At 64.4% G+C, this 23,289-nt stretch carries 20 protein-coding genes; 17 read left to right on the forward strand and 3 right to left on the reverse strand.

Annotation, left to right across the window (positions count from 1 at the left end):
• The first annotated feature begins 129 nt into the window (after positions 1-129).
• From hflX to H3V04_RS00960, 3 genes are all read left to right on the forward strand, one after another.
• Entirely contained in the window at positions 130-1,596 is a 1,467-nt protein-coding gene (gene hflX / locus H3V04_RS00950) for a GTPase HflX (protein WP_332460607.1), read from the forward strand.
• A gap of 101 nt (positions 1,597-1,697) precedes the next feature.
• The gene (locus H3V04_RS00955) at positions 1,698-2,660 is read left to right on the forward strand and encodes an L-lactate dehydrogenase (RefSeq protein ID WP_024627229.1); all 963 of its coding nucleotides are present in this window, start codon (positions 1,698-1,700) and stop codon (positions 2,658-2,660) included.
• A gap of 71 nt (positions 2,661-2,731) precedes the next feature.
• Complete coding sequence (locus tag H3V04_RS00960; RefSeq protein WP_198186925.1) at positions 2,732-3,661, forward strand: cation diffusion facilitator family transporter; 930 nt, start codon at positions 2,732-2,734, stop codon at positions 3,659-3,661.
• A 3-nt stretch (positions 3,662-3,664) separates the two neighbouring features.
• Here H3V04_RS00960 and lexA read toward each other — a convergent pair whose 3' ends face one another.
• Positions 3,665-4,453 carry a transcriptional repressor LexA gene (gene lexA, locus H3V04_RS00965; RefSeq protein WP_332460568.1) on the reverse strand — a complete coding sequence of 263 codons (789 nt, stop codon included), beginning with the start codon at positions 4,451-4,453 and terminating at the stop codon, positions 3,665-3,667.
• A 181-nt stretch (positions 4,454-4,634) separates the two neighbouring features.
• Between lexA and H3V04_RS00970 the strand changes: the two genes are divergently transcribed.
• The gene (locus tag H3V04_RS00970) at positions 4,635-5,033 is read left to right on the forward strand and encodes a LysM peptidoglycan-binding domain-containing protein (protein WP_198176692.1); all 399 of its coding nucleotides are present in this window, start codon (positions 4,635-4,637) and stop codon (positions 5,031-5,033) included.
• A gap of 157 nt (positions 5,034-5,190) precedes the next feature.
• Entirely contained in the window at positions 5,191-5,673 is a 483-nt protein-coding gene (gene nrdR / locus H3V04_RS00975) for a transcriptional regulator NrdR (RefSeq protein WP_198176691.1), read from the forward strand.
• A gap of 113 nt (positions 5,674-5,786) precedes the next feature.
• On the opposite strand, the gene H3V04_RS00980 is transcribed toward nrdR, so the two are convergent.
• A complete protein-coding gene (locus H3V04_RS00980; RefSeq protein ID WP_198186926.1) occupies positions 5,787-8,021 on the reverse strand; it encodes a UvrD-helicase domain-containing protein in 2,235 nt (744 codons plus the stop codon).
• 277 nt (positions 8,022-8,298) lie between these two features.
• On the opposite strand from H3V04_RS00980, the gene mraZ reads away from it, so the two are divergent.
• From mraZ to H3V04_RS10480, 12 genes are all read left to right on the forward strand, one after another.
• A complete protein-coding gene (mraZ, locus tag H3V04_RS00985) occupies positions 8,299-8,781 on the forward strand; it encodes a division/cell wall cluster transcriptional repressor MraZ (protein ID WP_198186927.1) in 483 nt (160 codons plus the stop codon).
• Positions 8,782-8,792: 11 nt separating this feature from the next.
• Positions 8,793-9,884: a 16S rRNA (cytosine(1402)-N(4))-methyltransferase RsmH gene (gene rsmH, locus H3V04_RS00990; RefSeq protein WP_373564634.1), complete on the forward strand. Its 1,092-nt coding sequence runs from the start codon at positions 8,793-8,795 to the stop codon at positions 9,882-9,884.
• Positions 9,881-10,372 carry a hypothetical protein gene (locus H3V04_RS00995; protein ID WP_232342401.1) on the forward strand — a complete coding sequence of 164 codons (492 nt, stop codon included), beginning with the start codon at positions 9,881-9,883 and terminating at the stop codon, positions 10,370-10,372. Before rsmH ends, H3V04_RS00995 begins: the two co-directional genes overlap by 4 nt.
• Complete coding sequence (locus H3V04_RS01000) at positions 10,369-12,150, forward strand: penicillin-binding protein 2 (RefSeq protein ID WP_198186928.1); 1,782 nt, start codon at positions 10,369-10,371, stop codon at positions 12,148-12,150. The genes H3V04_RS00995 and H3V04_RS01000 overlap by 4 nt, the downstream gene beginning before the upstream one ends.
• Positions 12,151-12,196: 46 nt before the next feature.
• Complete coding sequence (locus H3V04_RS01005) at positions 12,197-13,078, forward strand: UDP-N-acetylmuramyl peptide synthase (protein ID WP_198186929.1); 882 nt, start codon at positions 12,197-12,199, stop codon at positions 13,076-13,078.
• A gap of 9 nt (positions 13,079-13,087) precedes the next feature.
• On the forward strand, positions 13,088-14,614 hold the full coding sequence (murF, locus tag H3V04_RS01010; RefSeq protein WP_198186930.1) for a UDP-N-acetylmuramoyl-tripeptide--D-alanyl-D-alanine ligase: 1,527 nt from the start codon (positions 13,088-13,090) through the stop codon (positions 14,612-14,614).
• Between the two features lie 74 nt (positions 14,615-14,688).
• Positions 14,689-15,792 (forward strand): phospho-N-acetylmuramoyl-pentapeptide-transferase, encoded by a 1,104-nt coding sequence (gene mraY / locus H3V04_RS01015; RefSeq protein ID WP_029677929.1) that lies wholly within the window; start codon positions 14,689-14,691, stop codon positions 15,790-15,792.
• 79 nt (positions 15,793-15,871) lie between these two features.
• Positions 15,872-17,311, forward strand: a complete 1,440-nt coding sequence (gene murD, locus H3V04_RS01020) for a UDP-N-acetylmuramoyl-L-alanine--D-glutamate ligase (RefSeq protein WP_198186931.1) — start codon at positions 15,872-15,874, stop codon at positions 17,309-17,311.
• Positions 17,295-18,518, forward strand: a complete 1,224-nt coding sequence (locus tag H3V04_RS01025) for a putative peptidoglycan glycosyltransferase FtsW (protein WP_198186932.1) — start codon at positions 17,295-17,297, stop codon at positions 18,516-18,518. The genes murD and H3V04_RS01025 overlap by 17 nt, the downstream gene beginning before the upstream one ends.
• Positions 18,519-18,588: 70 nt before the next feature.
• Positions 18,589-19,821, forward strand: coding sequence for a glycosyltransferase (locus tag H3V04_RS01030; RefSeq protein WP_198187475.1), 1,233 nt, complete (start codon positions 18,589-18,591; stop codon positions 19,819-19,821).
• A 130-nt stretch (positions 19,822-19,951) separates the two neighbouring features.
• A complete protein-coding gene (murC, locus tag H3V04_RS01035) occupies positions 19,952-21,529 on the forward strand; it encodes a UDP-N-acetylmuramate--L-alanine ligase (RefSeq protein ID WP_373564675.1) in 1,578 nt (525 codons plus the stop codon).
• Complete coding sequence (locus H3V04_RS10480) at positions 21,526-22,791, forward strand: cell division protein FtsQ/DivIB (RefSeq protein WP_373564635.1); 1,266 nt, start codon at positions 21,526-21,528, stop codon at positions 22,789-22,791. The genes murC and H3V04_RS10480 overlap by 4 nt, the downstream gene beginning before the upstream one ends.
• On the opposite strand, the gene dtd is transcribed toward H3V04_RS10480, so the two are convergent.
• The gene (gene dtd / locus H3V04_RS01045) at positions 22,784-23,284 is read right to left on the reverse strand and encodes a D-aminoacyl-tRNA deacylase (protein ID WP_198186934.1); all 501 of its coding nucleotides are present in this window, start codon (positions 23,282-23,284) and stop codon (positions 22,784-22,786) included. The two genes, H3V04_RS10480 and dtd, sit on opposite strands and share 8 nt — an antisense overlap.
• Between the last annotated feature and the right edge of the window lie 5 nt (positions 23,285-23,289).

Consider the following 23,289-nt stretch of genomic DNA (forward strand, 5'->3'; position numbering starts at 1 on the left):
CCTACACCGGATTCGTTCCCTAGTCCATAGATCAATGCAGAGGTGCCTTTGACCCAAGAAAAACCGACCCAAGAGCATGGTTCAGCAGTTGTCGACGCCCACCAGGACCCGCTCGCCCACAAGTCCGAGGTGCTGACCGGCAGTGAAGGGCAGGTCGGGCAGGACCAGGATCAGGAGTGGCAGGAGCGCAGCCGACGTAATGCCTTCCGTCATGTCGAGGGGCTGGGCGAGCTGCAGGACGTGACCGAGGTGGAGTATCGCAAGGTCCGTCTGGAGCGGGTGGTACTGGTCGGCGTCTGGTCGGGTTCTCGGACCACGGTCGGCCAGGCCGAGGAGTCCCTGCGCGAGCTGGCCGCCCTGGCGCGGACCGCCGGGGCCGAGGTGCTTGACGGCCTGCTCCAGCAGCGTGTCAAACCCGATCCGGCCACCTACCTGGGTTCGGGGAAGGCGCGGGAGCTGGCGGATATCGTGGCCCGGCTGGGCGCCGACACCATCATCACCGATGACGACCTTCATCCCTCCCAGCGACGTGCCCTGGAGGATGTCACCAAGGTCAAGGTGGTCGACAGGACAGCCCTGATTCTGGACATCTTCGCCCAGCATGCCACCAGCCGCGAGGGCAAGGCCCAGGTGGAACTGGCCCAGCTGGAGTACATGCTGCCCAGGCTGCGCGGCTGGGGCGGATCACTCTCCCGCCAGGCCGGAGGTCAGGCTGCCGGGCAGGCCGGCGGCATAGGCTCCCGCGGCCCGGGCGAGACCAAGATCGAGACCGACCGGCGGGTCATCAGACGTCGGATTTCCCGGCTGAAGCGTCAGATCGCCCAGATGGCCCCCTCGCGTCAGGTCAAGCGTGGATCCCGGCGACGCTATCAGTTGCCGGCCGTGGCCGTGGTGGGGTACACCAACGCCGGCAAATCCTCGCTGACCAACCGGCTGACCGGGTCCGAGGAACTGGTGGAGAACGCCCTGTTCGCCACCCTGGATACGGCCGTCAGGCGCACCAAGGCCGCAGACGGTCGGCTTTATGTCTATGTGGACACGGTCGGGTTCGTCCGCCGCCTGCCCACCCAGCTGGTCGAGGCCTTCAAATCCACCCTGGAGGAGGTGGGCCAGTCCGACCTGATTCTGCACGTCGTGGACGGCTCCCATCCCGATCCCTTCGGGCAGATCAGGGCTGTGGATGCCGTGCTGGCAGAGATCCCCGGCGCTGAGTCCATTCCCCGCCTGTTGGTCTTCAATAAGGTTGATCTGATCGACCAGGATGCCCGGCAGCGGCTCGCCAACCTTGAACCCGAGGCCTTCCTGGTCTCGGCCAGGCAGGGTCAGGGTCTTACGTCCCTGCGCAGGCGGGTGGAGGAGCTGCTGCCCGCCCCCGCCGTGCACGTCCAGGCCGTCCTGCCCTACACCAGTGGCTCCCTGCTGGAGCAGGTGCGGCGGTTGGGACGGGTGGATTCATTGGAATACCGGGCCGATGGGGTTGCGCTGAGCGCTGATGTGGACGACCGGCTGGCGGCCGCCGTGCTTGACCAGGCCATTGATCAGAAGCCCTTGCGGGCTCCAGCTGGTGACACGCCATCGGGAAGGCTGGGCTCCTAAGGGGCAGATGCACGCCAGGTCACCTATGCTGGGTAGACTACGTATGTTGTGTCAGCGGCAAACCCGTTTCCCGGGTTCCGATAAGAGAGGTCCATAAAACAATGGCGGAATCATCAATCAAGCCAACCAAGCTAGCGATCGTAGGAGCCGGAGCCGTGGGGTCGACCCTGGCCTTCTCGGCAGCCCAGCGCGGTGTGGCTCGGGAGATCGTCCTTGAGGATATCAACGCCCAGCGTGTTGAGGCCGAGGTCCGCGACATGCAGCACGGATCCAGCTTCTACCCCACGGTCACCATCGACGGCTCGGACGATCCGCAGATCTGCGCCGATGCCGACATGGTGGTCATCACGGCCGGAGCCAGGCAGAAGCCGGGCCAGACTCGGCTTGACCTGGCCGGCGCCACCATCAACATGATGAAGTCCATCATTCCTCAGATGGTCGAGGTGGCACCCAATGCCATCTTCCTGCTGATTACCAACCCCGTCGACATCGTCACCCGGGTCTCTCTGGAGCTGTCCGGGCTGCCGGTCAACCAGATGTTCGGTTCGGGTACCAACCTGGACTCCGCCCGGCTGCGGTACCTGATCGGCCAGCAGACCGGTGTCAACGTCAAGAACGTCCATGCCTACATCGCCGGCGAGCACGGCGACTCCGAGGTCCCGCTCTGGAGCTCGGCCACCATCGGCGGGGTGCCCATGTGTGACTGGATGGAGCTGCCCGGCCATGAGCCTCTGGACGCGGCCAAGCGCGAGGAGATCCACCAGGAGGTGAAGAACGCCGCCTACCAGATCATCGAGGGCAAGGGGGCGACCAACTTCGCCATCGCCATGTCCGGCGTGGACATCATCGAATCCATCCTGAACGGCACCGACAGGATTCTGCCGGTCAGCTCCCTGCTGGAGGACTTCCACGGGATTTCTGACGTGTGCATGTCGGTTCCCAGCGTGCTCAACCGTGACGGGGTCAACACCCACATCAACACCCCGCTGAGCGACGGCGAGCTGGCTGCTCTGAAGCGTTCCGCCGAGACCCTGAAGGAGACGGCAAGCAAGTTCGGTTTCTGAGTATTTCTCGGAAGACCCTTGCCTTGTGACCCCTGGTGGCATACTTTGGTGATTGATGAATCGGGGTATGCATGAGCGCTCATGAAGGTGGTGTCCAGGGCGGCGGGTCCGCCCATCGTCGACAGTTGCTGACGACCCTGGCGCTGACGGGCTCGGTATTCGTGGCCGAAGTCGTCGGTGCCTTGGTCACCCGTAGCCTGGCCTTGCTGGTCGACGCCGGGCACATGATGACCGACATGGCCGTGCTGATCGCCTCCACGGTCACGGCAGTGTTGATGGAGCGCCGTCCCACAAACCGGAGGACATGGGGCTGGTCCCGTCTGGAGGTCATCACGGCGGCCGGCGGTGCTCTGGTTCTGCTGGCTGTGGGCGTCTACGCTATTGTGGAGGCTGTCTTGCGGCTCTGGTCGCCCGGGCGGGACCAGGTTCATCAGCAGGGGTTGCTGCTCTTCTTCGGCATTTTGGGCCTGGCTGCCAATGTGGGGTCCATCCTGGTCCTGGCCTCCGGGCATAAGGACAACCTGAATATGCGTGCCGCTTTTCTCGAAGTGGTCAACGATGCACTGGGCTCGGTGGCCGTCCTGGTATCTGCCGTGGTCATGATGCTCACCGGCTGGGCCGGATTCGATGCCGTGGCGGGAGCCCTGATTGCTCTGCTGATGATTCCCCGCGCGATCAAACTGCTGGCCAGCAGTGTCTCCGTGCTTCTTGAGGAGACCCCGGCGGACCTCGACATGGCCAAGGTCAGGAAGCACCTGGAGGGTGTGCCCGGCGTGCTTGAGGTTCACGACCTGCATGCCAACAGTGTTTCCACCGGCCTGCCGCAGCTGACGGCACATGTGATCGTTCGTAAGGATACGACGGCTGTCGAAAACGAACGCATTCTGACCAGCATGCAACGCTGTTTGCGCAATCATTTCCCGGTCTCGGTCGAACACACGACCTTTCAGATAGAGCCGCAGGGTCACCGAGACAGCAGCGGCGAGCATTTGGACATGTAGCCTTCAGACCTTGCGCAGAACGGTGACCACCTTGCCCATGATGACGGCGTGGGTGCCGTCAATAGGGGAGTACGACGGGTTGTGGGGAATCAGCCAGACGTGGTCCTTCTCGCGACGGAAGGTCTTTACCGTGGCCCCATCGTCCAGCAGGGCCGCGACGATGTCTCCATTCTCAGCCTCCTGTTGGCGGCGGACGACCACGAAGTCCCCGTCGCAGATGGCGGCATCAACCATGGAATCCCCATGGACCTCAAGCATGAAGAGCTCACCTGATCCAGTCAGGCGCTCGGGCAGACGCATGACATCGTCCACATGCTGCTCGGCCAGAATGGGCTGACCTGCGGCGATTCTGCCGACCAGGGGCACGTCGCGCGACTGCATGATGGCCTCGTCGGTCTGTGTGTCGGGGAAGGGCATGATCCTGGCGGTTCCAGCAGTCGGCTCAGGTTGGTCCTGAACCAGCTCTATGGCACGTCCCTTGTTGGCAGTCAGACGAATGTATCCCAGATCCTGCAGGACCTGAAGCTGGTGTTTGACGGAAGAAGTGCTGCGCAGTCCCGCGTCTTTGCCGATCTCCCTGTAGGAGGGCAGAAATCCGCGCTCCGACAGGTGCCGCTTGATGGCTTCCAGCACCCTGGCCTGGCGATCGGTCAACTTGGGCCTGGACCCCTGATTCGGATGCTCGGTGCTGGCGGAGGTTTCAGCGGTTTCCTGAGAGGTTGCGCCATGAGCGGCGCTGGACTTGCTGTCGGAGCTCATGGTTGCAGGCCCGACAAAGGGGATGGTGCTCACGGATGGCTCCTTTCCTTGGAAACTGAACTCAGTCTAGCCTGCCCAAAGTGAAAAATCAAACAAATGTTCGAATCGGCCTTGCCAAACGACGAGTGAGATGCCAGAATGAGAACATCTGTTCGATAGAACAAATGTTCGAAAGAGGTGTGCTGTGGTTGTTCGTGCCGGTGTCAGTTCCCGCATGTCTACGCCGTCGAGCCTGCCCTCGGCCTGCCGGGTGTATGTCAGTTCCCTGTTCTCGTCCGTCATGCTGCGTCTTCGCAGTGCCGCCAAAGCCTGTGTGTCCGATCAGGGTTTCGTGGGTGTCATCGTGCGCAGATTCGCGGCTTTTCTGGCTGTCGGCGCGATGACCCTGATTGGGGCCGGATGGATGGCTCGTCCGGCCAGCTCCGCTCCAGGACCGCAGGAGGTCATTGCAAGAACGGTCCGTCCGGGCGATAATGTCTGGTCCTATGCAGCCTCGATCACCCCGCAAGGCGAGGATGTCACTGAAAACGTGGACCGCATCATGCGGATCAACAACATGTCCTCGCCCAACCTGCGCGTTGGTGACCGAATTCTGATTCCCAGCGACGATTGATGCAGCGACTTTCGGTCCAGGGAATTACCGACGCGGCTTCAATGACTCGTCGCCGGGATGAAGGTACTAGCTGAATTCAAGGAGTTTGTCCAGGGTTATACGCTGATAGGCCCGGTATACGTGGGTCTTGAGGTTCTTTGGCGCTATGATATTACATATGCATTGTCCTTTCTGCCAGAATCCCGATACCAAGGTTGTGGATACACGAATCAGCGACGACGGCCATGCCATAAGACGCCGCCGTGAGTGTCCGAACTGCTCGCGTCGGTTCACCACGGTGGAGACCTCGATCCTCCTGGTCATGAAACGTTCAGGCAACGCCGAACCCTTCAACCGCGACAAGGTCATCTCTGGTGTAAGGAAGGCCTGCCAGGGCAGGCCCATCGATGAGAATGACCTGAAGCTCCTGGGCCAGCAGGTCGAAGAGGATCTGCGTTCGCGCGGCCTGGCTCAGGTCGATTCGGAAGAGGTCGGCAGGGCCATTCTGAAGCCCCTTAGGGAGCTGGACGAGGTGGCCTATCTGCGCTTCGCCTCGGTCTACCGCAACTTCAGCAACCTGGAGGACTTCCAGCAGGCCATCGACACCCTTCGCGCCGAGGACCAGTCAGCTGAAGAGCAGCCTGCGACTGCACAGTCCTGAGAAATCAGCTACCCTGGCCCGGCCGTTCTGACTGCATCAGGCCTAAACTGCCACAGGCCAGCACCTCCCGCCGTTGTGAGATGGAGCTGGAAGTGAACGGTGTGCCAGGCGCATCATCCCAGATTCAGCAGTCTCTGATCCTCGGAAGTCTGAGCGATGACCAGTTCCTGGGTCGGTCGCGTCATGGCCACATAGAGGTCGGCCGCCGCGCTCAGCCTGGAGGGGGCTTCATTCTGAATGGCTCCAGGCTCAACCAGAACCACGGCGTCGAACTCCAGGCCCTTGGTGTGGCCGGTGGTTGTGACCGTGATCTGGTGCTGCTGAGCCTTATCGATATGCAACTGTGAGCCGACCTCGGATTCCAGGGCGCTGGGAACGATGATGGCCAGGCGTCCGGTACCGTCTTTGCCCAGGTGACGTTCCGCCAGTTCGCCCACAAGGTCGGGCAGCTGGTCCAGCAGGCTGGCCTGATCGTCGGCCCGCAGGTGGCTGACCGAGCCTTCCACCTCACGCACAGCCTTGAGCGTGGAAACCTCAAGACCCTCGGAGGCGGCGAAGGAGGAAGCCAGGTTGGATACCTGACGAGGGTTGCGATAGTCGATGGTCAGCTGCCGCAGGTCCCATCCGTCCGGGCCGAAAAGCCTGTCCATGGTGGAGGCCCAGGACCGGGTGCCGCCAAGGGCCGCCGTCTGGGCCACGTCCCCGACGATGGTGAAGGACCGGGATGGGCAGCGCCGGACCAGCATCCTCCAGTCCATGGCCGTCAGTTCCTGGGCTTCGTCGACCACGATGTGCCCGTAGACCCACTCTCGGTCGGCGGCCGCCTGAGTGGCTGCCTGGTTCTCGTCCTCGCCATTGATGGAATCCAGCAGCATCTGCGAGGTCACGATGCCTGTGCCGATGCCGTTCTGGGCCAGGGTGTCGCTGGCAAATTGACGTTCCTCATTGCGTCGGGCCTTTTCGGCCTGTTCACGATCCGCCTGGCGGGGGTCTGGGCCCAGCAGCTCCATGGCCTCATCCAGGATGGGGATGTCGGATACGGTAAGTTCGGCGCCGTCCTGGCGGGTCAGCAGGTCGATCTGTTCCGGGGTCAGCCAGGGGGCGAACCGGCGCAGACGATCCGGCCTGGACCAGAGGTCGTTGACCAGCCAGCGGGGGTTCATGGGCAGCCAGGCCAGGTTGAGGGTCCGCCGCACCTGGTCGTTCAGCCGTAGCAGGGAGGTGACCCGGGCAAGTTCCTCGGCTCCGGGCTGATAGTCCACCCCTTCGGCATAGCGGGCGGTCATGGCGTTCAGGGCCGAGCGCACGAAGGTGTTCCTGGCCTTGTTGTGGGGCTGGTGGCTGCGTCGGGCATCGACCAGGGCCTGTTCCAGGTCGACCGCAAGCATGGGGACTGCCACCCCATCCACCTTGACCGTTGGCAGGGAGGCAGGCACCCGCTCCCGGGAGGCGACGGCGTTGGCTACGGCCTCGGCCATGCGGATGTCCCCCTTGAGCCGGGCCACCTGAGGATCCTCCTGGCGTTCGGTGCTGATGCCGGGGATGAGGTCGCCCATGGTTCGGCTGAGCACTCCGGTCTCGCCCAGGGAGGGCAGGACCTGGTCGATGTAGTGCAGGAAGGCGTTGCTTGGCCCGACGATCAGCACGCCTGAACTCTCGAGTCTGCGCCTATGGGTATAGAGCAGATAGGCCGCCCGGTGCAGGGCCACGGCGGTCTTGCCGGTGCCTGGTCCTCCCTGGACCACCAACGGGCGGGTCATGGGGGAGCGGATGATCCGGTCCTGTTCGGCCTGGATGGTGGCCACGATGTCGGTCATCTGCCCGGTGCGGCGGCTGGACAGGGAGGCCATGAGCGCGCCCTCGCCGGCCAGGGTGCCGCCCTGGGCCGCCTTGTCCACTTCGGGGGCCGACAGATCCAGAACCTCATCCTCGATGCCGGTGACCTGGCGGAAGTTGAGGGTGATGTGCCGACGCATGACGATGTCGCCGTGGTCCGCCGGGGTGGCCTCGTAGAAGGGGCGTGCCGCCTCGGCACGCCAGTCGGTCAGGATGGGCTCATGGTTGCTGTCCAGCAGGCCCAGTCGCCCGATATATCGTCGGCCGCCTTGTGCCGTATCCAGCCGGCCGAAGACCAGACGGTCCTCCACGGCCCGCAGCTGGGTGAGCCGGTCCTCGTACATGTTGGCGAATGAATCCCGCTCGGTGCGCTGGGTGGGCGATCCGTGGGAGCCGGCGGCCCGGACCGCGTCCAGTCTGGTCCTGGCCTGGGTCCGCAGCTCGTCCAGACGGCCGTAGGCCCTGTCCACCGCCGTCTGCTCTTCATGCAGCTGTGAGGAATAGCTCGACATGTGCGTCCGTTCTGTCCAATGTTCAAAAATCGGATGATCCAATATACCGCTGGACCTCTACTTTTTCGGTCCGGCAGACCCTCGGTAGCGCCCTCTTCGCCAGGTGGCGAAACGCCGGACCGGACACTTTGGCGAGTCGAATGGTTGGGTTTGGGCCTGAAGTGGTGTCAAGGTGGTGAGCAATGGGGATAAGTGGGGTAAAGTGGGGAGCACTGCGCAGGGGACACTACCCAATGGGGCCGTCCCATGGTTACCGAACTGGCATTGGAGGTGGGGCATGGCCGATACATACGACGCAGATGCTGCCTTGCCTTCCCTGCCGCCCATGCTTCTGGGCACCTACACCCCCAAGATGGATTCCAAGGGCCGCCTGGCGCTGCCCGCCAAGTTCCGCGCCCAGCTGGGTCAGGGCCTGGTCATGACACGTGGCCAGGAACGTTGCGTCAGTCTGCTGCCCGCTGAGGAATTTCGGCGGATGGCCGTGCGCATCCAACACACCTCCATGGGCGACAAGTCGGCCAGGGACTACCTGCGTGTATTCCTGTCTGGCGCTGTCGACCAGGTCCCCGACAAGCAGGGTCGCATCCTGGTTCCGCCCATGCTCCGTTCCTATGCACGGCTGACCGGCCCCGTCGTGGTCATCGGTGTGGGCACCCGTGCCGAGATCTGGGATCAGGATTCCTGGGCCGCATACCTTGAGAGCAAGGAACAGGGCTACGCCGACATTGCCGACGATGTTCTTCCGGCGGTGGATTGCTGATGGAGGCGTTCATGGAAAATCGCAATCCACCCGATCAGGAGGCCGTGGACAGAGGCATGGTCCACCGTCCCGTCCTGCTGGAGCGTTGCCTTGCGCTGGCCCGGCCCGCCCTGGAGCACCCGGGGGCCGTGGCTGTGGATTGCACGCTGGGTCTGGCAGGGCATGCCACCGCCTTCCTCAAGGCTTGCCCTGAGGCCTGTCTTATCGGCATCGACAGGGATCTTGAAGCCCTGGATCTGGCAACTGGCCGTATGCGTGACGAGGGTCTGGCCGACCGCTTCACGCCGGTGCACGCCCCCTTTGACCAGCTGGACCGGCAGCTGGATGCACTGGGAGTGGGCCAGGTGGACCTGGTCTTCATGGATCTGGGGCTGTCCTCCCTGCAGATCGACCAGCGCGACAGGGGATTCACCTACCGGCAGGATGCTCCGCTGGACATGCGCATGGACACCAGCCAGGAGCTGACGGCCGCACAGGTCCTGGCCGAGTATGACCAGGAGCACTTGGCCGAGATCTTCTCCCGGTATGGGGAGGAACGCTATGCAGGACGCATCGCCCGGGCCATCGTGGAGGCCAGGCAGGAGCAGCCTCTGACTACCTCGGCCCAGCTGGACCGCCTGGTCGACAGGGCTGTGCCGCGCGGCCACCGTCCTCCGGGCAATCCGGCCAAGAGGGTCTTTCAAGCCCTGCGCATCGAGGTCAACGGGGAGTTGGATCGTTTGAGGCGAACCCTGCCCCAGGCCATCCTGCGGCTGGCCCAGGGGGGTCGTCTGATTGTGGAGTCCTACCATTCCCTGGAGGACCGCATGGTCAAGCGCTTCATGGCGCCTGGGTTGCATGTCGACCTTCCTGCGGGCATGCCGGTGGTGCCCGATCAGGCACGTCCCTATCTGTCGGATCTGACTCACGGGGCCATCAAGGCAGACCCGGCCGAGCGGGAACGCAACCCCCGGTCCGCCTCGGTCCGCCTGCGGGCTGTGGAGATGAGCGGAACCATCCCTGAGGAGCGTCGTCGTCGGCTTCAGGCCGAGGCCCGTGGTGAGGGTTCAGATGGTCGCCGTCGCCGCGTCGGCCACGGTTCGGAATCGAGGCGCCGGTCATGACCATGCCAGCACGTTCAGTCCGTTCCAAGGCCTCTGCAGACAAGGGCCATCCCCGCATCCAGGAAATGCCCACCAGGCCTGAGCTCAGTCTGATCAAGGGCACAGGCAAGCCGGGCAAGGCCCGCCAGCCAGAACGAGGCCCGGTGGCTGAGGGGGCCCGGCGCCTGATCAGCTGGACGCGGACCTGTGGCAATCCTCTGCTGAGGATCATGACCTCCGTGGTTTTTCTGGCCGCCTGTATGTTCGGCTCCCTGATGTTGCGTACCCAGATGGTCCAGGATTCCTTCGAAGCCACCCGAATCCAGCGTGAGATCAGCAATCTCAACCAGGACGTCCAGGATGACCAGAACAAACTCGACCAGCTCCAGGCCTCCCTGCCGGACAAGGCCCAGCAGTTGGGCATGCAGCCCCAGCAGGGTCTGAACTCCATCGATCTGCAGGGCTACAGGCCCCCTCAGGATGCCCAGGGCAAAGCGGGGCATCCATGAGCGGCAAGGGAACCAAGCGCTCCTGGCACCTGTCTTTCTGCAAACGTTCCCTGTCCGTGGGCCTGATCCTGATCCTCGTGGCCGCGCTGGCCCTGGGCAAATTGGCCTACATCCAGCTCTTCGACGGAAGGTCCATGGCCCAGGCAGCTGCGGCGGGTCGCACCGTGCCGCATACCATCAAGGCCCAGCGTGGCCGCATCCTGGATGTCAATGGCCGGGTGCTGGCCCAGAGCCTGGAGCGATACAACATCATCGGCGACCCCGAGGCGGCCGCTTCCTTCATACCCATCAACTGCACCAAGCGCACGGGCAGTGACTGCCACAGCATCAAAGGCCATCCGGTGGGCGCTGACGGTGCTGCCGGCGTGGCCCGCCTTCTGGCGCCTGCCCTGGGGATGAACGCCATGGAGCTGGGAGGCAAGCTCAGCGTCCCCGGACGGTATGTGGTCCTGGCCAAGCGGGTGACCCCCGAGGTCAAGCGTTCCATCGACAAGCTGGGACTGCAGGGGATCATCACGGCCGAACTGAGCAGTGAACGCACCTATCCGCACGCGGATCTGATGGGAGCCCTGATCGGGGGCATCGACGACAGCGGCAAGGGCGTGGCCGGGATCGAGCAGATGGAGAATCGGCGGCTGACCGGCACTGACGGCTATACGGTCTATCAGCAGGGGATGCTGGGCCAGGAGATTCCCGGAACCATGACCCGTCAGCGCAATCCGGTCAATGGCAAGGACGTGAGACTGACCATCGATCAGGACGTGCTCTGGTACGTCCGCCAGGCCCTCAAGTCAGGCTGCCAGAACTACCATGCGGACTGGGCCCTGGCGGTGGTTCAGGACACCCACACCAACGAGATCCTGGCCCTGGCCGACACCGACGACTACCAGGCGGGCAGCGACCAGGCCAAGGTCAACTCCTCCAGGGCTGTGGCGGAGACCTTCGAGCCCGGTTCGGTCGGCAAGACCATCTCGGCCGCAGGCATGCTCCAGGAGCGGGCGCACTCCATGACCGACCGCTTTACCGTGCCCGACCACATCACCCTCGACAACCAGCAGTACAAGGATTCCTTCAACCATGGGGACGAGCATTGGACGCTGGCCGGCATTCTGCAGAATTCCTCCAACGTGGGCATGGTCATGGCCGGTCAGAACTACCCGGACCAGAAGCGCTACGACTATCTGACCCGCTTCGGCATCGGCCATGTCTCGGCCCTGGGTCTGCCGGGGGAGTCCAAGGGACTGCTGACCACGCCTCAGACCTGGGATCGACGCACCCGCAACACGGTCCTGTTCGGCCAGGGCTATGCCACCAACGCCGTCCAGCTGACCAATGCCATCGCCACCCTGGCCAACAAGGGGGTCCGTTCCGACCAGACCATCATCCGCGGTCAGGGCGCCGTCAAGGCCAATCAGGTCAGGGTCGTGGACGAGAAGGTGGCCGCCGAGGTCATGGACGCGATGGAGTCAGTGTCAGAGAAATACGACAAGACGGTCAAGGTGGAAGGCTACAGGATAGCTGCCAAGACCGGCACCGCCGAGGTGGCTGACAGCTCCGGCAGATTGAGCGGCATCGTCAGCGACTGGGTGGGCATACTGCCCGCTGACGATCCCCGCTTTGTGATCACCGTGGTGCTGAAGAATCCCCATAGCAGTGCCGGGGTTTTCGGCGGCGTCACCGCTGGTCCCATCTTCGCCCAGATCGGTGAATTCCTTATGCAGAAATACCAGGTCCCCACGTCCCAGCCCAGAACCGATGCTATCCCGGTAACATGGTGATACCGGCAGGCATCATGGCGTTCCCGGACGAAGGAGAGATTGCAGCATGAGTGCGCTGAGTGAATCAATCTCCCGACGGTTGACCCTGGGTCAGCTCAAGGGGCGCTACGGGCTTACCCTGGTCCCCGACTTCGCTGAACCAGTGACGGTGACCTCACTGGTGGACGACCTGCCCTCGGTGCGGCCCGGCAGTCTTTACGTGCCTGCAGACCAGCAGGTGGACCAGGGCATGATCGAGGAGGCCGAGCGTCGGGGGGCTTACGCAGCCCTGCTGCCGACTGCGGCCCGTCAAGAGGTGGGACGAGCCCGCATACCTCTGCTCTTCGGCACCATGCACCCCTGGCAGATGGGCCAGCTGCTGGCCAATGCCGCCGGTGATCCTTCGGGAGCACTGGCTGTCTTCGCCCTTGTCGGTTCCCAGGTGCAGGACCAGGTGGATCTCTTGGCCGACTTCCTGCACGTGCTGGGCAATCCCGTCGGCATTCTCAGCGCCAAGGGCTCATACTCGCTGGACCGGCGGCTGGACCTGGAATACCCCCTGAGCATGTTCGATGTGCAGCGCAATCTGTCCATCGCCCTGGAGGACGGGGCGGCCGCCGTGGTCATCTCCGTGGAGGAGCAGACCCTGGCCAGGGATGCCCTGCAGGCGGTGGACCTGGATGTGGTGGCCCTGGGCGCCCAGGAGGGCTCCACCCGCGATATGCGGCACGTGCGGCTGATCTCCAGGGCCCGCCGATACGGATTCAACCTGGGTGGACACACCATTGTGGCCCGGCGCAACGAGGAATCGGACGGGCTGGCCCGCCAGTCCCTGCCTGCGGATGCGGAAAGCGACGACCTGTCCCTGTGCATCGCCATGACCATGGCCGCCGGCGTCAAACGCAACAACATCAGGAGCGCCCTGCGCGTCTCCCGCGAAATGTCCTGAGAGGTGAGGATGAGTCAGTCTGTAGGGGCCGGGTCCATGCCCATGACCCTGGAAGAGGTCGTCGAATATGTGCACGGTCGGCTGGTCGAGGCCGGTCCTGGTCGCGAACCCGACCGGCGGTCCGTGCGCATGCGGGTGGTGACCGACTCCCGGCAGGCGGGGGTCGATGGACTCTTCGTAGCCATCAAAGGCGAGCACGTGGACGGTCATGACTATGTTCCCGGCCTGGGGGCCAAGGGTTGCCGGGCGGCCCTGGTCGACCACCTGGTTCCGGACGCTGACCTGCCTCAGATTCTTGTGGACGATACGGTTGCGGCCCTGGGGCTGCTGGCCAGGGCCAACATGGACCTCCGGCGTGAGGCCACAGGCCCCTTCACGGTCATCGGCATCACCGGCTCAGTCGGCAAGACCACGACCAAGGATCTGTTGGCCTCCCTGCTGGCCCTGCTGGGCCCTGTGGTGGCCCCGGTCGGGTCCTTCAACAACGAGATCGGCCTTCCTCTGACCGCCTTGGAGGTCGGGCCGGACACACGCTACCTGGTGGCGGAGATGGGTGCCAGCCACGTGGGCGAGATTGCGGGCCTGACCCGGATGGTTCCCCCGGACATGGCCCTGGTCCTCAAGGTGGGAGTGGCCCACCTGGGCGAATTCGGCTCCGTGGAGCGTATCGCCCAGGCCAAGAGCGAGATTGTGCAAGGCCTGGTGCCGGGCGGGACCGCCGTGCTCAATGCCGACGATCCCCGGGTGGCCGCCATGGCTGATCTGGCCTCCGGGCCTGTTCTGCGGTTTGGCATGGCCGTTCAAGGCGGCGGGCAGGGCAGCGACCTGGACGGTTCGGCTCGCTACCTGGACAGCGACAGCCTGGACAGGCCGGCCTTCGAGCTGTGCCTGCGTGGCCAGCAGCCGGTTCAGCTGCGTCTGGGCATCCCGGGACGGCACAACGTCATGAACGCCCTGGCCGCCGCCACGGTAGCCCATGCCCTGGGTCTGGACGCAGAGCGCATCGCCGATGAACTGGGCCGTCAGCGTCGGATCAGTCCGCATCGGATGGCCCTATCCTCGGTCCGGCTGCCGGAAGCCTCCTTCACCCTGATCGATGATTCCTTCAACGCCAATCCCGACTCCGTGCGGGCCGGTCTGGACGCCCTGGCCGCCTGGAAGGGATCCGATGGCCCGGTCTATCGGATAGCTGTCCTGGGGGTCATGCTTGAGCTGGGCGATCGAGGGGAGCGGCTGCATCAGGAGATCGGCGCCTACTGCCGTCGTCAAGGCATCGATGCATTGGTCGCGGTGGGTTGCCGGGACCAGCAGATGGACGGTCTGGTCCAGGCCCTGGTCCTTGGTGCCGGCGGCCCATCCGATCCGGGCGAGGATCAGCCTGGGGCCATGCGGGTACTCTTTGCCCAGGACGCTGACCAGGCCGACCAGATGGTCCGCCGCCTGTGCGCCAGGCATTCGGACCGGCAGAATCTGGTTCTGCTCAAGGGCTCGCACATGTCCGGCCTGTCCGATCTGGCCGACCGGTGGCAGGGCTGAGCCATGGGTCCATCGGCATCCCCGCAGCGGGGTCTAATATTCAAGGACAGAATCCAAGAGTTGGAGTACACACTGTGATTGCCCTCATCATCGGAATCCTGGTCGCCCTGGTGGTGACGCTGGCGGGGACCCCCCTGCTGATACGGCTGGTCCACCGCCTGCACTACGGCCAGTACATCCGTCAGGACGGGCCCAAGTCCCACCTGGTCAAGCGCGGCACCCCGACCATGGGCGGGCTGGTCATCAACCTGGCCATTCTGCTGGGCTGGGCGGCCTCGGCGCTCTACCGTTACCTGTCGCGGGGGGAGTCCGTGTCCCTGTCGGCCATGCTGGTCCTGTTCGCCATGCTCTCCATGGGCTTTCTGGGCTTCATCGACGACTTCGCCAAGGTGCGCAAAAAGCAGAATCTGGGCCTGTCGGTCAGGGCCAAGTTCATCGGCCAGTTCATTCTGGCCACCATATACGCGGTGCTGGCCCTGAAGCTGCCCACCAAGAACGGCTACCCCAGCGCCCAGGCGGGCATATCCTTCGTGGAGCAGCCCATCATCGACTTCCGAATGGCGGGCAGCGTCCTGTCCGTGGTGCTCTTCATCATCTGGGTCAATCTGCTGATGACGGCCTGGAGCAATGCGGTCAATCTGACCGATGGCCTGGACGGACTGGCTTCGGGATCCTCCATGATCGCCTTCGTGGGCTATACGGTCATTGCCTTCTGGGAGAGCTACCACTTGAAGGGCGGCGGCCATCCCGGCCATGCCTACGCGGTCTCCGACCCCCTGGACCTGGCCATCATCGCCTGCTGTGCGGCCGTGGCCTGCTTTGGGTTCCTCTGGTACAACACCAATCCTGCCTCCATCTTCATGGGCGACACCGGATCCCTGGCTCTGGGCGGGCTCTTCGCGGCCCTGTCCATCGCCACCCATACCGAGCTTCTGGCGGTCATCCTGGGCGGGCTCTTCGTGGGAGAGGCAGCCTCCGATGTCATCCAGGTGGGCTATTTCAAGCTCACCCACAAGCGGGTCTTCAAAATGGCGCCCATCCACCACCACTTCGAGCTGATGGGCTGGCAGGAGTCCAAGGTGGTCGTCCGGTTCTGGATGGTGGACCTGATCTTCGTCCTGTTGGCCCTGGTCTGCTTCTATGCGGACTGGGTGGTCCGCTCCGGGCTGCCCATCTGAGTGCGTCCATTCACGGTACCGGACTTCGGCAGCCGGTATCATGCCAAGCAGATGCCGGAGCTAGCGGAATGAGGTGTTCATGGATATGGACTTGAGCCAGAAGCGTGTACTGGTCGCCGGGCTGGGCATTTCCGGACGGAGTGTGGCCGCAGCCCTGCGAGGACGAGCGGCCGGGGTGACCACTGTGGACCAGCGCGCCCCAAAGGCCGATCTTCATGACTTCGGCCAGGTGGATTGGAGCCAGGTGGACTTGGTCATGGCTTCGCCTGTCTTCAATCCGCGCACTCCATTTATCCTTGAGGCGCAGCGTCGGGGCATTCCCGTGGTCAGCGAGGTGGAGATGGCTTGGATGCTGCGGGTGCCCTCAGTCGGGACCGGCCGCCCAGCCCCCTGGATAGGGATCACCGGAACCAACGGCAAGACCTCGACCACCAGGATGGTCGCCTCCATGATGCAGGCCAGCGGGTTTACGGCCCCTGCGGTGGGCAACATCGGCAAGGCCGTCTCCACAGCCGTCCTGGACCCCGACAATGACATGCTCTGCGTGGAGCTGAGCTCCTTCCAGTTGCACTTCACCTTCTCGCCGGCCCTGGAGTGCGCGGCCATCACCAATCTGGCCGACGACCACCTGGACTGGCACGGGGGCTTCGAGGCCTATGCGGCCGACAAGGCGCGCATCTACCGGGGCGTGCGCAAGGCCCTGGTCTACAACGCCGATGACTCCCGGGTCTCCGATCTGGCCAGACAGGCACAGCCAGCCCCAGGCTGCCGACGGGTGGGCTTCACCCTGGAGCGGCCCGAGTCCGGACAGCTGGGCGTGGAGGACGGTTGGGTCGTGGACCGCAGCGGATTGACCGGTCAGGACCTTGATGAGGGTGTCAGGTTGGTTCGGGTGGCGGATCTGACGGACCTGTGCGAGCCCGATGGCACGGTCTATCCCCATCTGCTGGCTGATGCCCTCTGCGCTCTGGCTCTGGCACTGGGCGCCGGGGCCAGGGTCGACGCGGCCATCGAGGCCATGCGCGCTTTCACGCCCGGCGACCACAGGATCAGCACCGTGGCCACCCTGGGCCAGGGTTCGCAGGCCGTCCGATTTGTAGACGATTCCAAGGCCACCAACGCCCACGCCGCCGAGGCCTCCCTGGCCAGCTACCACGACGGCCAGGTGGTCTGGTTGGCCGGCGGACTGGCCAAGGGCGCCCGCTTCGACGATCTGATCCGGTCCCGCAGATCCAAGTTGGCCGCAGCCGTAATCATCGGCCAGGATCAGCAGCCCATGCTCCAGGCCATCAAGGACCAGGCGCCCGATCTTCCGGTTGCCCTGATCGACCCCGATGCAGGCGACCAGGTCATGGCCCGGGCCGTTCGTGCGGCCGGTTCCTATGCACGCCCCGGGCAGGTGGTTCTGTTGGCACCTGCCTGCGCCTCCATGGATCAGTTCGCCTCTTATGCCGACCGGGGTGACCAGTTTGCCCAGCAGGCAACACAATGGGTCCACGAGCATGAAGCGCGACACTGATCCGCACACGGCTTCCTCCCGGGGGTCTGGCGGCAAGGGGGACTACCGGGGATGGCGGGCCATCCTCAATCCGCTCTGGTGCTACTACGGCTTTCTGGCTACGGTCGTCGCCACCACGGTCTTCGGCCTGATGATGGTCTTCTCCTCCTCGGCTGTGGATCTGGTGGCCCAGGGCAGCTCACCCTGGAGCCAGGTCATTCGTCAGAGCATATATGCAGTGTTTGGGCTGCTGCTGGCCCTGCTGGCCGTGAGAATCAGTGTCGACCACTACCGGAACTGGAGCACTTGGTTCCTGATCGCCAGCCAGGGCATCCAGTTGCTGACCCGTACGCCGCTGGGGCGTTCTGCCAACGGCAATGAGGGGTGGATCTCGGTGGGGGGTGTCTCCATGCAGCCGGCCGAGCTGCTCAAGCTGGCCCTGTGTCTGTGGTTGCCCCAGGCCCTGATCGAAGCCCAGCGGCAGGTCGGCAAGGATTCCGACCTGAAGAGCCTGGCCAAGGCCTTTGCCAAGCCGGCCACCGGTTTTCTCGTCAGTTTCCTGCTGATCATGCTGGGCAAGGACCTGGGAACGGCCATGATCATCGTCATCATCGGCTTCGTGGCCTTCCTGGTCTCGGGCTTCCCCCTGCGCTGGCTGCTCAGCCTGGCAGTCCTGGGCATGGCTGCGGTCATCGGCTTTTCGGTCTACGGCAACAGCAACCGGACCCAGCGGATCATGGCCGCCTATGGCAAGTGCTCGGCGGATGACATTCAGGGGGTCTGCTATCAGTCCATCCACGGGCTCTACGCCATGGCCTCGGGGGGTCTGACCGGGGTCGGGCTGGGCAACTCCAGGGAGAAGTGGAACTACCTGCCCGAGGCGCACAATGACTTCATCTTCGCTGTCATCGGCGAGGAGCTGGGCTTTGTAGGGGCAGCCATGCTTATTCTGGTCTTTGTGGTCATGGGCTGGTGCATGCTGAGAATCGCCCTGACCACCAAGGAACGGTATGCGGGCATGGTGCTGATCTGCCTGGATGTGTGGCTGGTGGGCCAAGCCCTGGTCAACATCTGCGTGGTTCTGGGGCTGCTGCCGGTCATCGGGCTGCCCCTGCCCTTTGTATCGGCTGGAGGGACCGCCCTGATCTCCTGCCTGGCTTCGGCCGGGGTGGCTCTGAAGATGATTCGGACCCAACCGGACGTGATGGCAGCCACGGACAGGTCCTGAGATGCGGAATGGACAAGGCGGAAAGGAAGCGGATTAGCGGATGACGACAGCGACGAGGACCGAGAAAGGGATGTCTGGGGATGACCAGGGGCATGCCGGGAAAGGCGCTGGTCCCCATCTGGTGTTGGCCGGCGGGGGGACGGCAGGGCATGTCAACCCCCTGCTCAGTGTGGCTGCGGCCATTCGGGAGCGCTGCCCCCAGGCGGCTGTCAGCGTGATCGGCACTGCCGTCGGGTTGGAGCACGACCTGGTCCCGGCCGCCGGACTTCCCCTGGACCTGATTGAGAAGGTTCCCTTCCCTCGTCGTCCCGGCAAGGCCGCCCTGGACTTCCCCCGGCGTTGGCGGCGTGAGGTGCAACGGGTACGAGGGTATTTGCAGGATCGGTCGGCCGACCTGGTGGTCGGCTTTGGCGGCTATGCCTCGGCGCCGGCCTACAGGGCCGCACGAAACCTGGGTCTGCCCATCGTCGTCCATGAGCAGAACGCCCGGGCGGGCATGGCCAACAAGCTGGGTGCCCGCTGGGCCGATTTCGTGGGTACGGCCTATGAGGATACCGGCATCCGGGCCCGGGCCGGAGTGCCCGTGCACCGTGTGGGTCTGCCCCTGCGTCCGGCCATCGCCCGACTGGCCAGGCAGATGGAGGCCGACCCCGCACGAGCCCGTCGGGAGTCTGCACAGTCCTTGGGTCTGGATCCCGACAGGCCCATCCTGCTGGTCACCGGAGGATCCTTGGGTGCGCTCAGCCTGAACAAGGCGGTGGCTGGCGCGGCAAAGCAGCTGCTGGATCGAACCCAGGTCATCCATCTGACGGGCCGTGGCAAGGCCGACCAGGTCAAGGAGCAGGTGGCGGCTGACCTGGGCGATGCGGCAATCAACGATCTGGACCCGGCTCATCGGGGCCAGGGGGACTACCACATGGCCGAATATCTGGAACGGATCGATCTGGCCTTTGCCTGCGCTGATCTGGTGGTCTGCAGGGCTGGTGCCGGCTCTGTCAGCGAGCTGGCCGCCCTGGGTGTGCCCGCCGTCTACGTGCCCCTGCCCATCGGCAACGGTGAGCAGCGGTTCAACGCCCAGCCGGTCGTCCGTGCCGGGGGAGGGATCATGGTGGACGACGCGGCCCTGGATGCCGAATGGGTGGACGACCACGTCCCTGCCCTTATGGCTGACAGGGGTAGGCTGGCTGACATGCGTCGCCGGGCCTGGGGGTACGGGATTCGCGATGCCGCCCAGGTGATGGCCGAGCAGATCCTGACCATGGCCGACCAACACCTTGCCCGCAAGGACTCCGGGAGGGCCTAATCGGGCATAATGGAGGCAGGCGATTGGCGACCGTCCTAAATGGTCCTGAACTGTTGGAGGAGATGCAACTACTGTGCCCAAGCATGAATTGAATACAGTGCCCGGTCGACAGGACGGTGGTGAACGGTCCCTGCCGGTCCTGGACCCCTGTCTGCCTGCCCTGGCCCAGGCCGGAGTGCGCGACCCCAAGGATCTGGGGCCCACGCACTTCATCGGCATCGGTGGGGCCGGGATGAGCGTGCTGGCCGAGATGCTCCACCAGGAGGGGGTGCAGGTCTCCGGATCCGACCGTGCCGAGGGGGACAAGACCCGTCGTCTGCGTCAGCTGGGGATCCGGGTCGCCATCGGCCAGGACGCCCGCAATGTAGCCGGGGCGCGCACGGTGGTCTGGTCCAGTGCCATCAAGCCTGACAATCCCGAGATTCTGGCAGCTCGTGATGCAGGCGCTCGGCTGGTTCATCGCAGCGACATTCTGGCCCTGCTCATGGCATCCAGGATTTCGGTCACCGTGGCCGGCGCCCATGGCAAGACCACTACGAGCGCTCTCTTGGCCCACCTGTTGGCCAAGGGCGGCCAAGGGGATCTGGCCGATCCCAGCTACGCCATCGGGGGCAGCCTCCAGAGCGGCCAGGGGCCCATGGACGGCGGGCATGTTGGAGCCGGACGGGTCCTGGTGGCCGAGGCGGACGAGTCCGACGGCAGCTTTGGCAAGTACACTCCCGACATCGCCATCATCACCAATGTGGAGCCCGACCATCTGGACCACTATGGCACGGCCGACGCCTTCCACCAGGCCTTCGTGGAACATGCCCGGCATGCCCGACGATTCCTGGTGGTCTGCGGGGATGACCAGGGTGCCCTGGAGGTGCTGCAGCGGCTGCACGGGGACTGCCAGGCCAAGATCATCGTCTATGCATCAGATCCCCAGCTGAGTGCTGAATCCCTGCCTGGGATTCTGGGCCTGGTCCGCATCGGGTCCGAGTCCGAAAGCAGCGGCAGCGGTCGTGAGCATTGCCGTCTGACTCTCCCCGCACAGGTGCTCCAGGCGGCAGGCTTGGAGGTCGGCAAGCCGCTCGAATTGCAGGTGGATCTGGCGATTCCCGGTATTCACAACGCCCGCAATGCCGCCGCAGCCATCATCGCCGCCATCCTGCTGGGGATGGATCCTGATACGGCCGCCGCTTCCGCCGCAGACTTCCGTGGGGCCTCTCGTCGCTTCGAGATCCGTGGCTTCCGGCATGGGGTCACCGTGGTGGACGATTACGCCCATCATCCCACGGAGATCGCCGCCCTGCTGACCGCCGCCAGACGGCGTTATCCGGGTCGGACCATCAGGGTGCTCTTCCAGCCACACCTGTATTCGCGCACCGCCATCTTTGCCGACCGTTTTGCGCAGGCTTTGTCCCTGGCGGACGATGTGACCGTCACCGACATCTTCCCTGCGCGTGAGCTGGCCAGCGATTTTCCGGGTGTGGATGCCGGGACCATCCCCGCAGCGGCCAGCAAGGCAGAGGACCAGGAGTCTCAGGATTCCGGGAATAGGCCGGCTGGAGCCATCTTCCGGGCCTGCCCGGACATGCATCAGGCGGCTCTGGACCTGGCCGAGCGGGCGGAGCCGGGGGATGTGATCCTGACCGTCGGCGCAGGCGATGTCACCGACATGGGGCCGGTCATTCTTGACAGGCTGGCTGAACGGGACGAGCAGTGAAGACCGGCAAGGGTCGCCGCGTCTCCAGCGGGGCTTCGTCCAGGACCAGGGCCGTCCGGGCTGCCAAGGCCGCACGGGAGGCCCGGTCTGGGCGCACCAAGTCTTCGGCAGAGCAACAGAGGACCAGCAGAACCGCCAGATCGGCCAGGTCGACTGTTCCCGATGATGCGGCACTGGCAGGCCGCCGGTCCAAGACTGGGAAAACCGGCAGCGAGGGCAGGCGTCTGAAGCGGTCCGAGCATCTCAAAGGGTCGAAGCGTCTCAGGGGTCGTCCGGGTCGTACCAGGAATCCAGGCGGATCACGGACTCGAAGCGCCAGATCCGCCTCCTCATCTTCCCGCTCCCTGGTAAAAAGGAACAACGCCTCAGCTTCCAAGTCTGTGGCCTCACACTCTACAGGTGCGGCCGGCGGATTCGTCGATGCCCGGACCATACCGCCGGACCGGCCCGTCTCAGGCAGGATAGGCACCGATCAGGAGGAGCAGGGGCTGGGGATCTTCGTTCGTCCCAAGGTGCTGGACTTTCAGGCCCGTGTGCGTGAGAAGAAGAGGGTCAGCCGCAGACTGGTCCTGATTCGGACAGGTGTCGTCATCCTGGTCATGGCTCTGATTGCAGGACTGGCATGGCTGCTCTTCCTCTCGCCGGTCTTCCGCCTGCAGACCGACCAGGTCAATGTCAGCGGCGGCAATGCCTGGGTGTCCGACGATCGTGTGGCCTCAATCGTGGCCCATCAGGGGGATCGCTCGCTGCTGCTGATTTCCACCAATGGTGTCGAGCAGGAGATCAGCGGCATGGCCGGGGTGACCGATGCCAAGGTCCGCAAGAGTTTTCCGCACGGTCTGGAGGTGACCTTCGATGCCCAGGAGCCCACGGCGGTCTTCAAGGATGCACAGGGCAAGCTGACGGCCGTCGACAGGCAGGGGAGGGCGCTCAACACTGTGTCCAAGCCGGTGGACGGGGTGCCGGTCATCCAGGTGGCCACCGTCAAGCGGGCCCAGCAGGATCAGGCGGTCAGGCAGACCCTGCGGATTCTGTCGAGCATGCCCGAGGCCATGCGTCATTCGGTGACCAAGGTGACTGCGGAGACCCAGGATTCCATCACCACCGAGCTGGATCAGGGCAGGCATGTCATCATCTGGGGCGACGGCTCCGACCTGAAGCTCAAGCAGGCCGTAGTCGACAAGATCATCAACGATCCCTCAAAGATCGGCGACAAACATCAGCTGGATGTGTCGGCGCCTCTGCGGCCCATCGTCAAATAGCCGCTGTAGAAGCTGCCGGCTTCATCAGCCTGTCGGTGTCCAGCAGGATGGTCACAGGGCCGTCGTTGACCAGATCCACTCGCATGTGGGCACCGAAGCGACCTTCGGCGACAGGGACACCGGTCGCGGCCAGGGCCCGGTTCAGGTCCTGCCAGATGCTCTGGGCATGTTGGGGCTCTCCGGCCGCCATGAAGCTGGGACGGTTGCCGCGACGCAGATCAGCATATAGTGTGAACTGGGAGATGGAGAGGATGGAGCCGCCGCAGTCCAGGATTGACCGGTTCATCCGGCCCTCCTCGTCGGCGAAGATGCGCATCCGGGTCAGCTTGCGGACGGCATAGTCCACCTGGTCAGACCCGTCGCCGTCCTGGACGGCCACCAGGAGCAAGAGTCCTGTGCCGATGCTTTGGGGTTTGAAATTAGGATCCGGCTGCCCCTGTTCGTCGACCACATCGACCCGGGCATGGCTGACCCGCTGTATGACGATTCTCATGCTTT

Origin of the sequence: Bifidobacterium sp. M0353 (genome assembly GCF_016100645.1) — a bacterium.
Taxonomy (GTDB): Bacteria; Actinomycetota; Actinomycetes; order Actinomycetales; family Bifidobacteriaceae; genus Bombiscardovia; species Bombiscardovia choladohabitans.

Excerpts from the sequence above, each read along its gene's own strand:
- dtd (WP_198186934.1), bottom strand. The coding sequence starts at position 23,284 with ATGAGAATCGTCATACAGCGGGTCAGCCATGCCCGGGTCGATGTGGTC.
- H3V04_RS01005 (WP_198186929.1), top strand. The coding sequence starts at position 12,197 with ATGAGTGCGCTGAGTGAATCAATCTCCCGACGGTTGACCCTGGGTCAG.
- rsmH (WP_373564634.1), top strand. The coding sequence starts at position 8,793 with ATGGAAAATCGCAATCCACCCGATCAGGAGGCCGTGGACAGAGGCATG.
- H3V04_RS00955 (WP_024627229.1), top strand. The coding sequence starts at position 1,698 with ATGGCGGAATCATCAATCAAGCCAACCAAGCTAGCGATCGTAGGAGCC.
- mraZ (WP_198186927.1), top strand. The coding sequence starts at position 8,299 with ATGGCCGATACATACGACGCAGATGCTGCCTTGCCTTCCCTGCCGCCC.
- H3V04_RS00995 (WP_232342401.1), top strand. The coding sequence starts at position 9,881 with ATGACCATGCCAGCACGTTCAGTCCGTTCCAAGGCCTCTGCAGACAAG.
- H3V04_RS01000 (WP_198186928.1), top strand. The coding sequence starts at position 10,369 with ATGAGCGGCAAGGGAACCAAGCGCTCCTGGCACCTGTCTTTCTGCAAA.
- H3V04_RS01025 (WP_198186932.1), top strand. The coding sequence starts at position 17,295 with ATGAAGCGCGACACTGATCCGCACACGGCTTCCTCCCGGGGGTCTGGC.
- H3V04_RS00970 (WP_198176692.1), top strand. The coding sequence starts at position 4,635 with ATGTCTACGCCGTCGAGCCTGCCCTCGGCCTGCCGGGTGTATGTCAGT.
- murD (WP_198186931.1), top strand. The coding sequence starts at position 15,872 with ATGGATATGGACTTGAGCCAGAAGCGTGTACTGGTCGCCGGGCTGGGC.
- H3V04_RS00980 (WP_198186926.1), bottom strand. The coding sequence starts at position 8,021 with ATGTCGAGCTATTCCTCACAGCTGCATGAAGAGCAGACGGCGGTGGAC.
- H3V04_RS00960 (WP_198186925.1), top strand. The coding sequence starts at position 2,732 with ATGAGCGCTCATGAAGGTGGTGTCCAGGGCGGCGGGTCCGCCCATCGT.
- nrdR (WP_198176691.1), top strand. The coding sequence starts at position 5,191 with ATGCATTGTCCTTTCTGCCAGAATCCCGATACCAAGGTTGTGGATACA.
- murF (WP_198186930.1), top strand. The coding sequence starts at position 13,088 with ATGAGTCAGTCTGTAGGGGCCGGGTCCATGCCCATGACCCTGGAAGAG.
- H3V04_RS01030 (WP_198187475.1), top strand. The coding sequence starts at position 18,589 with ATGTCTGGGGATGACCAGGGGCATGCCGGGAAAGGCGCTGGTCCCCAT.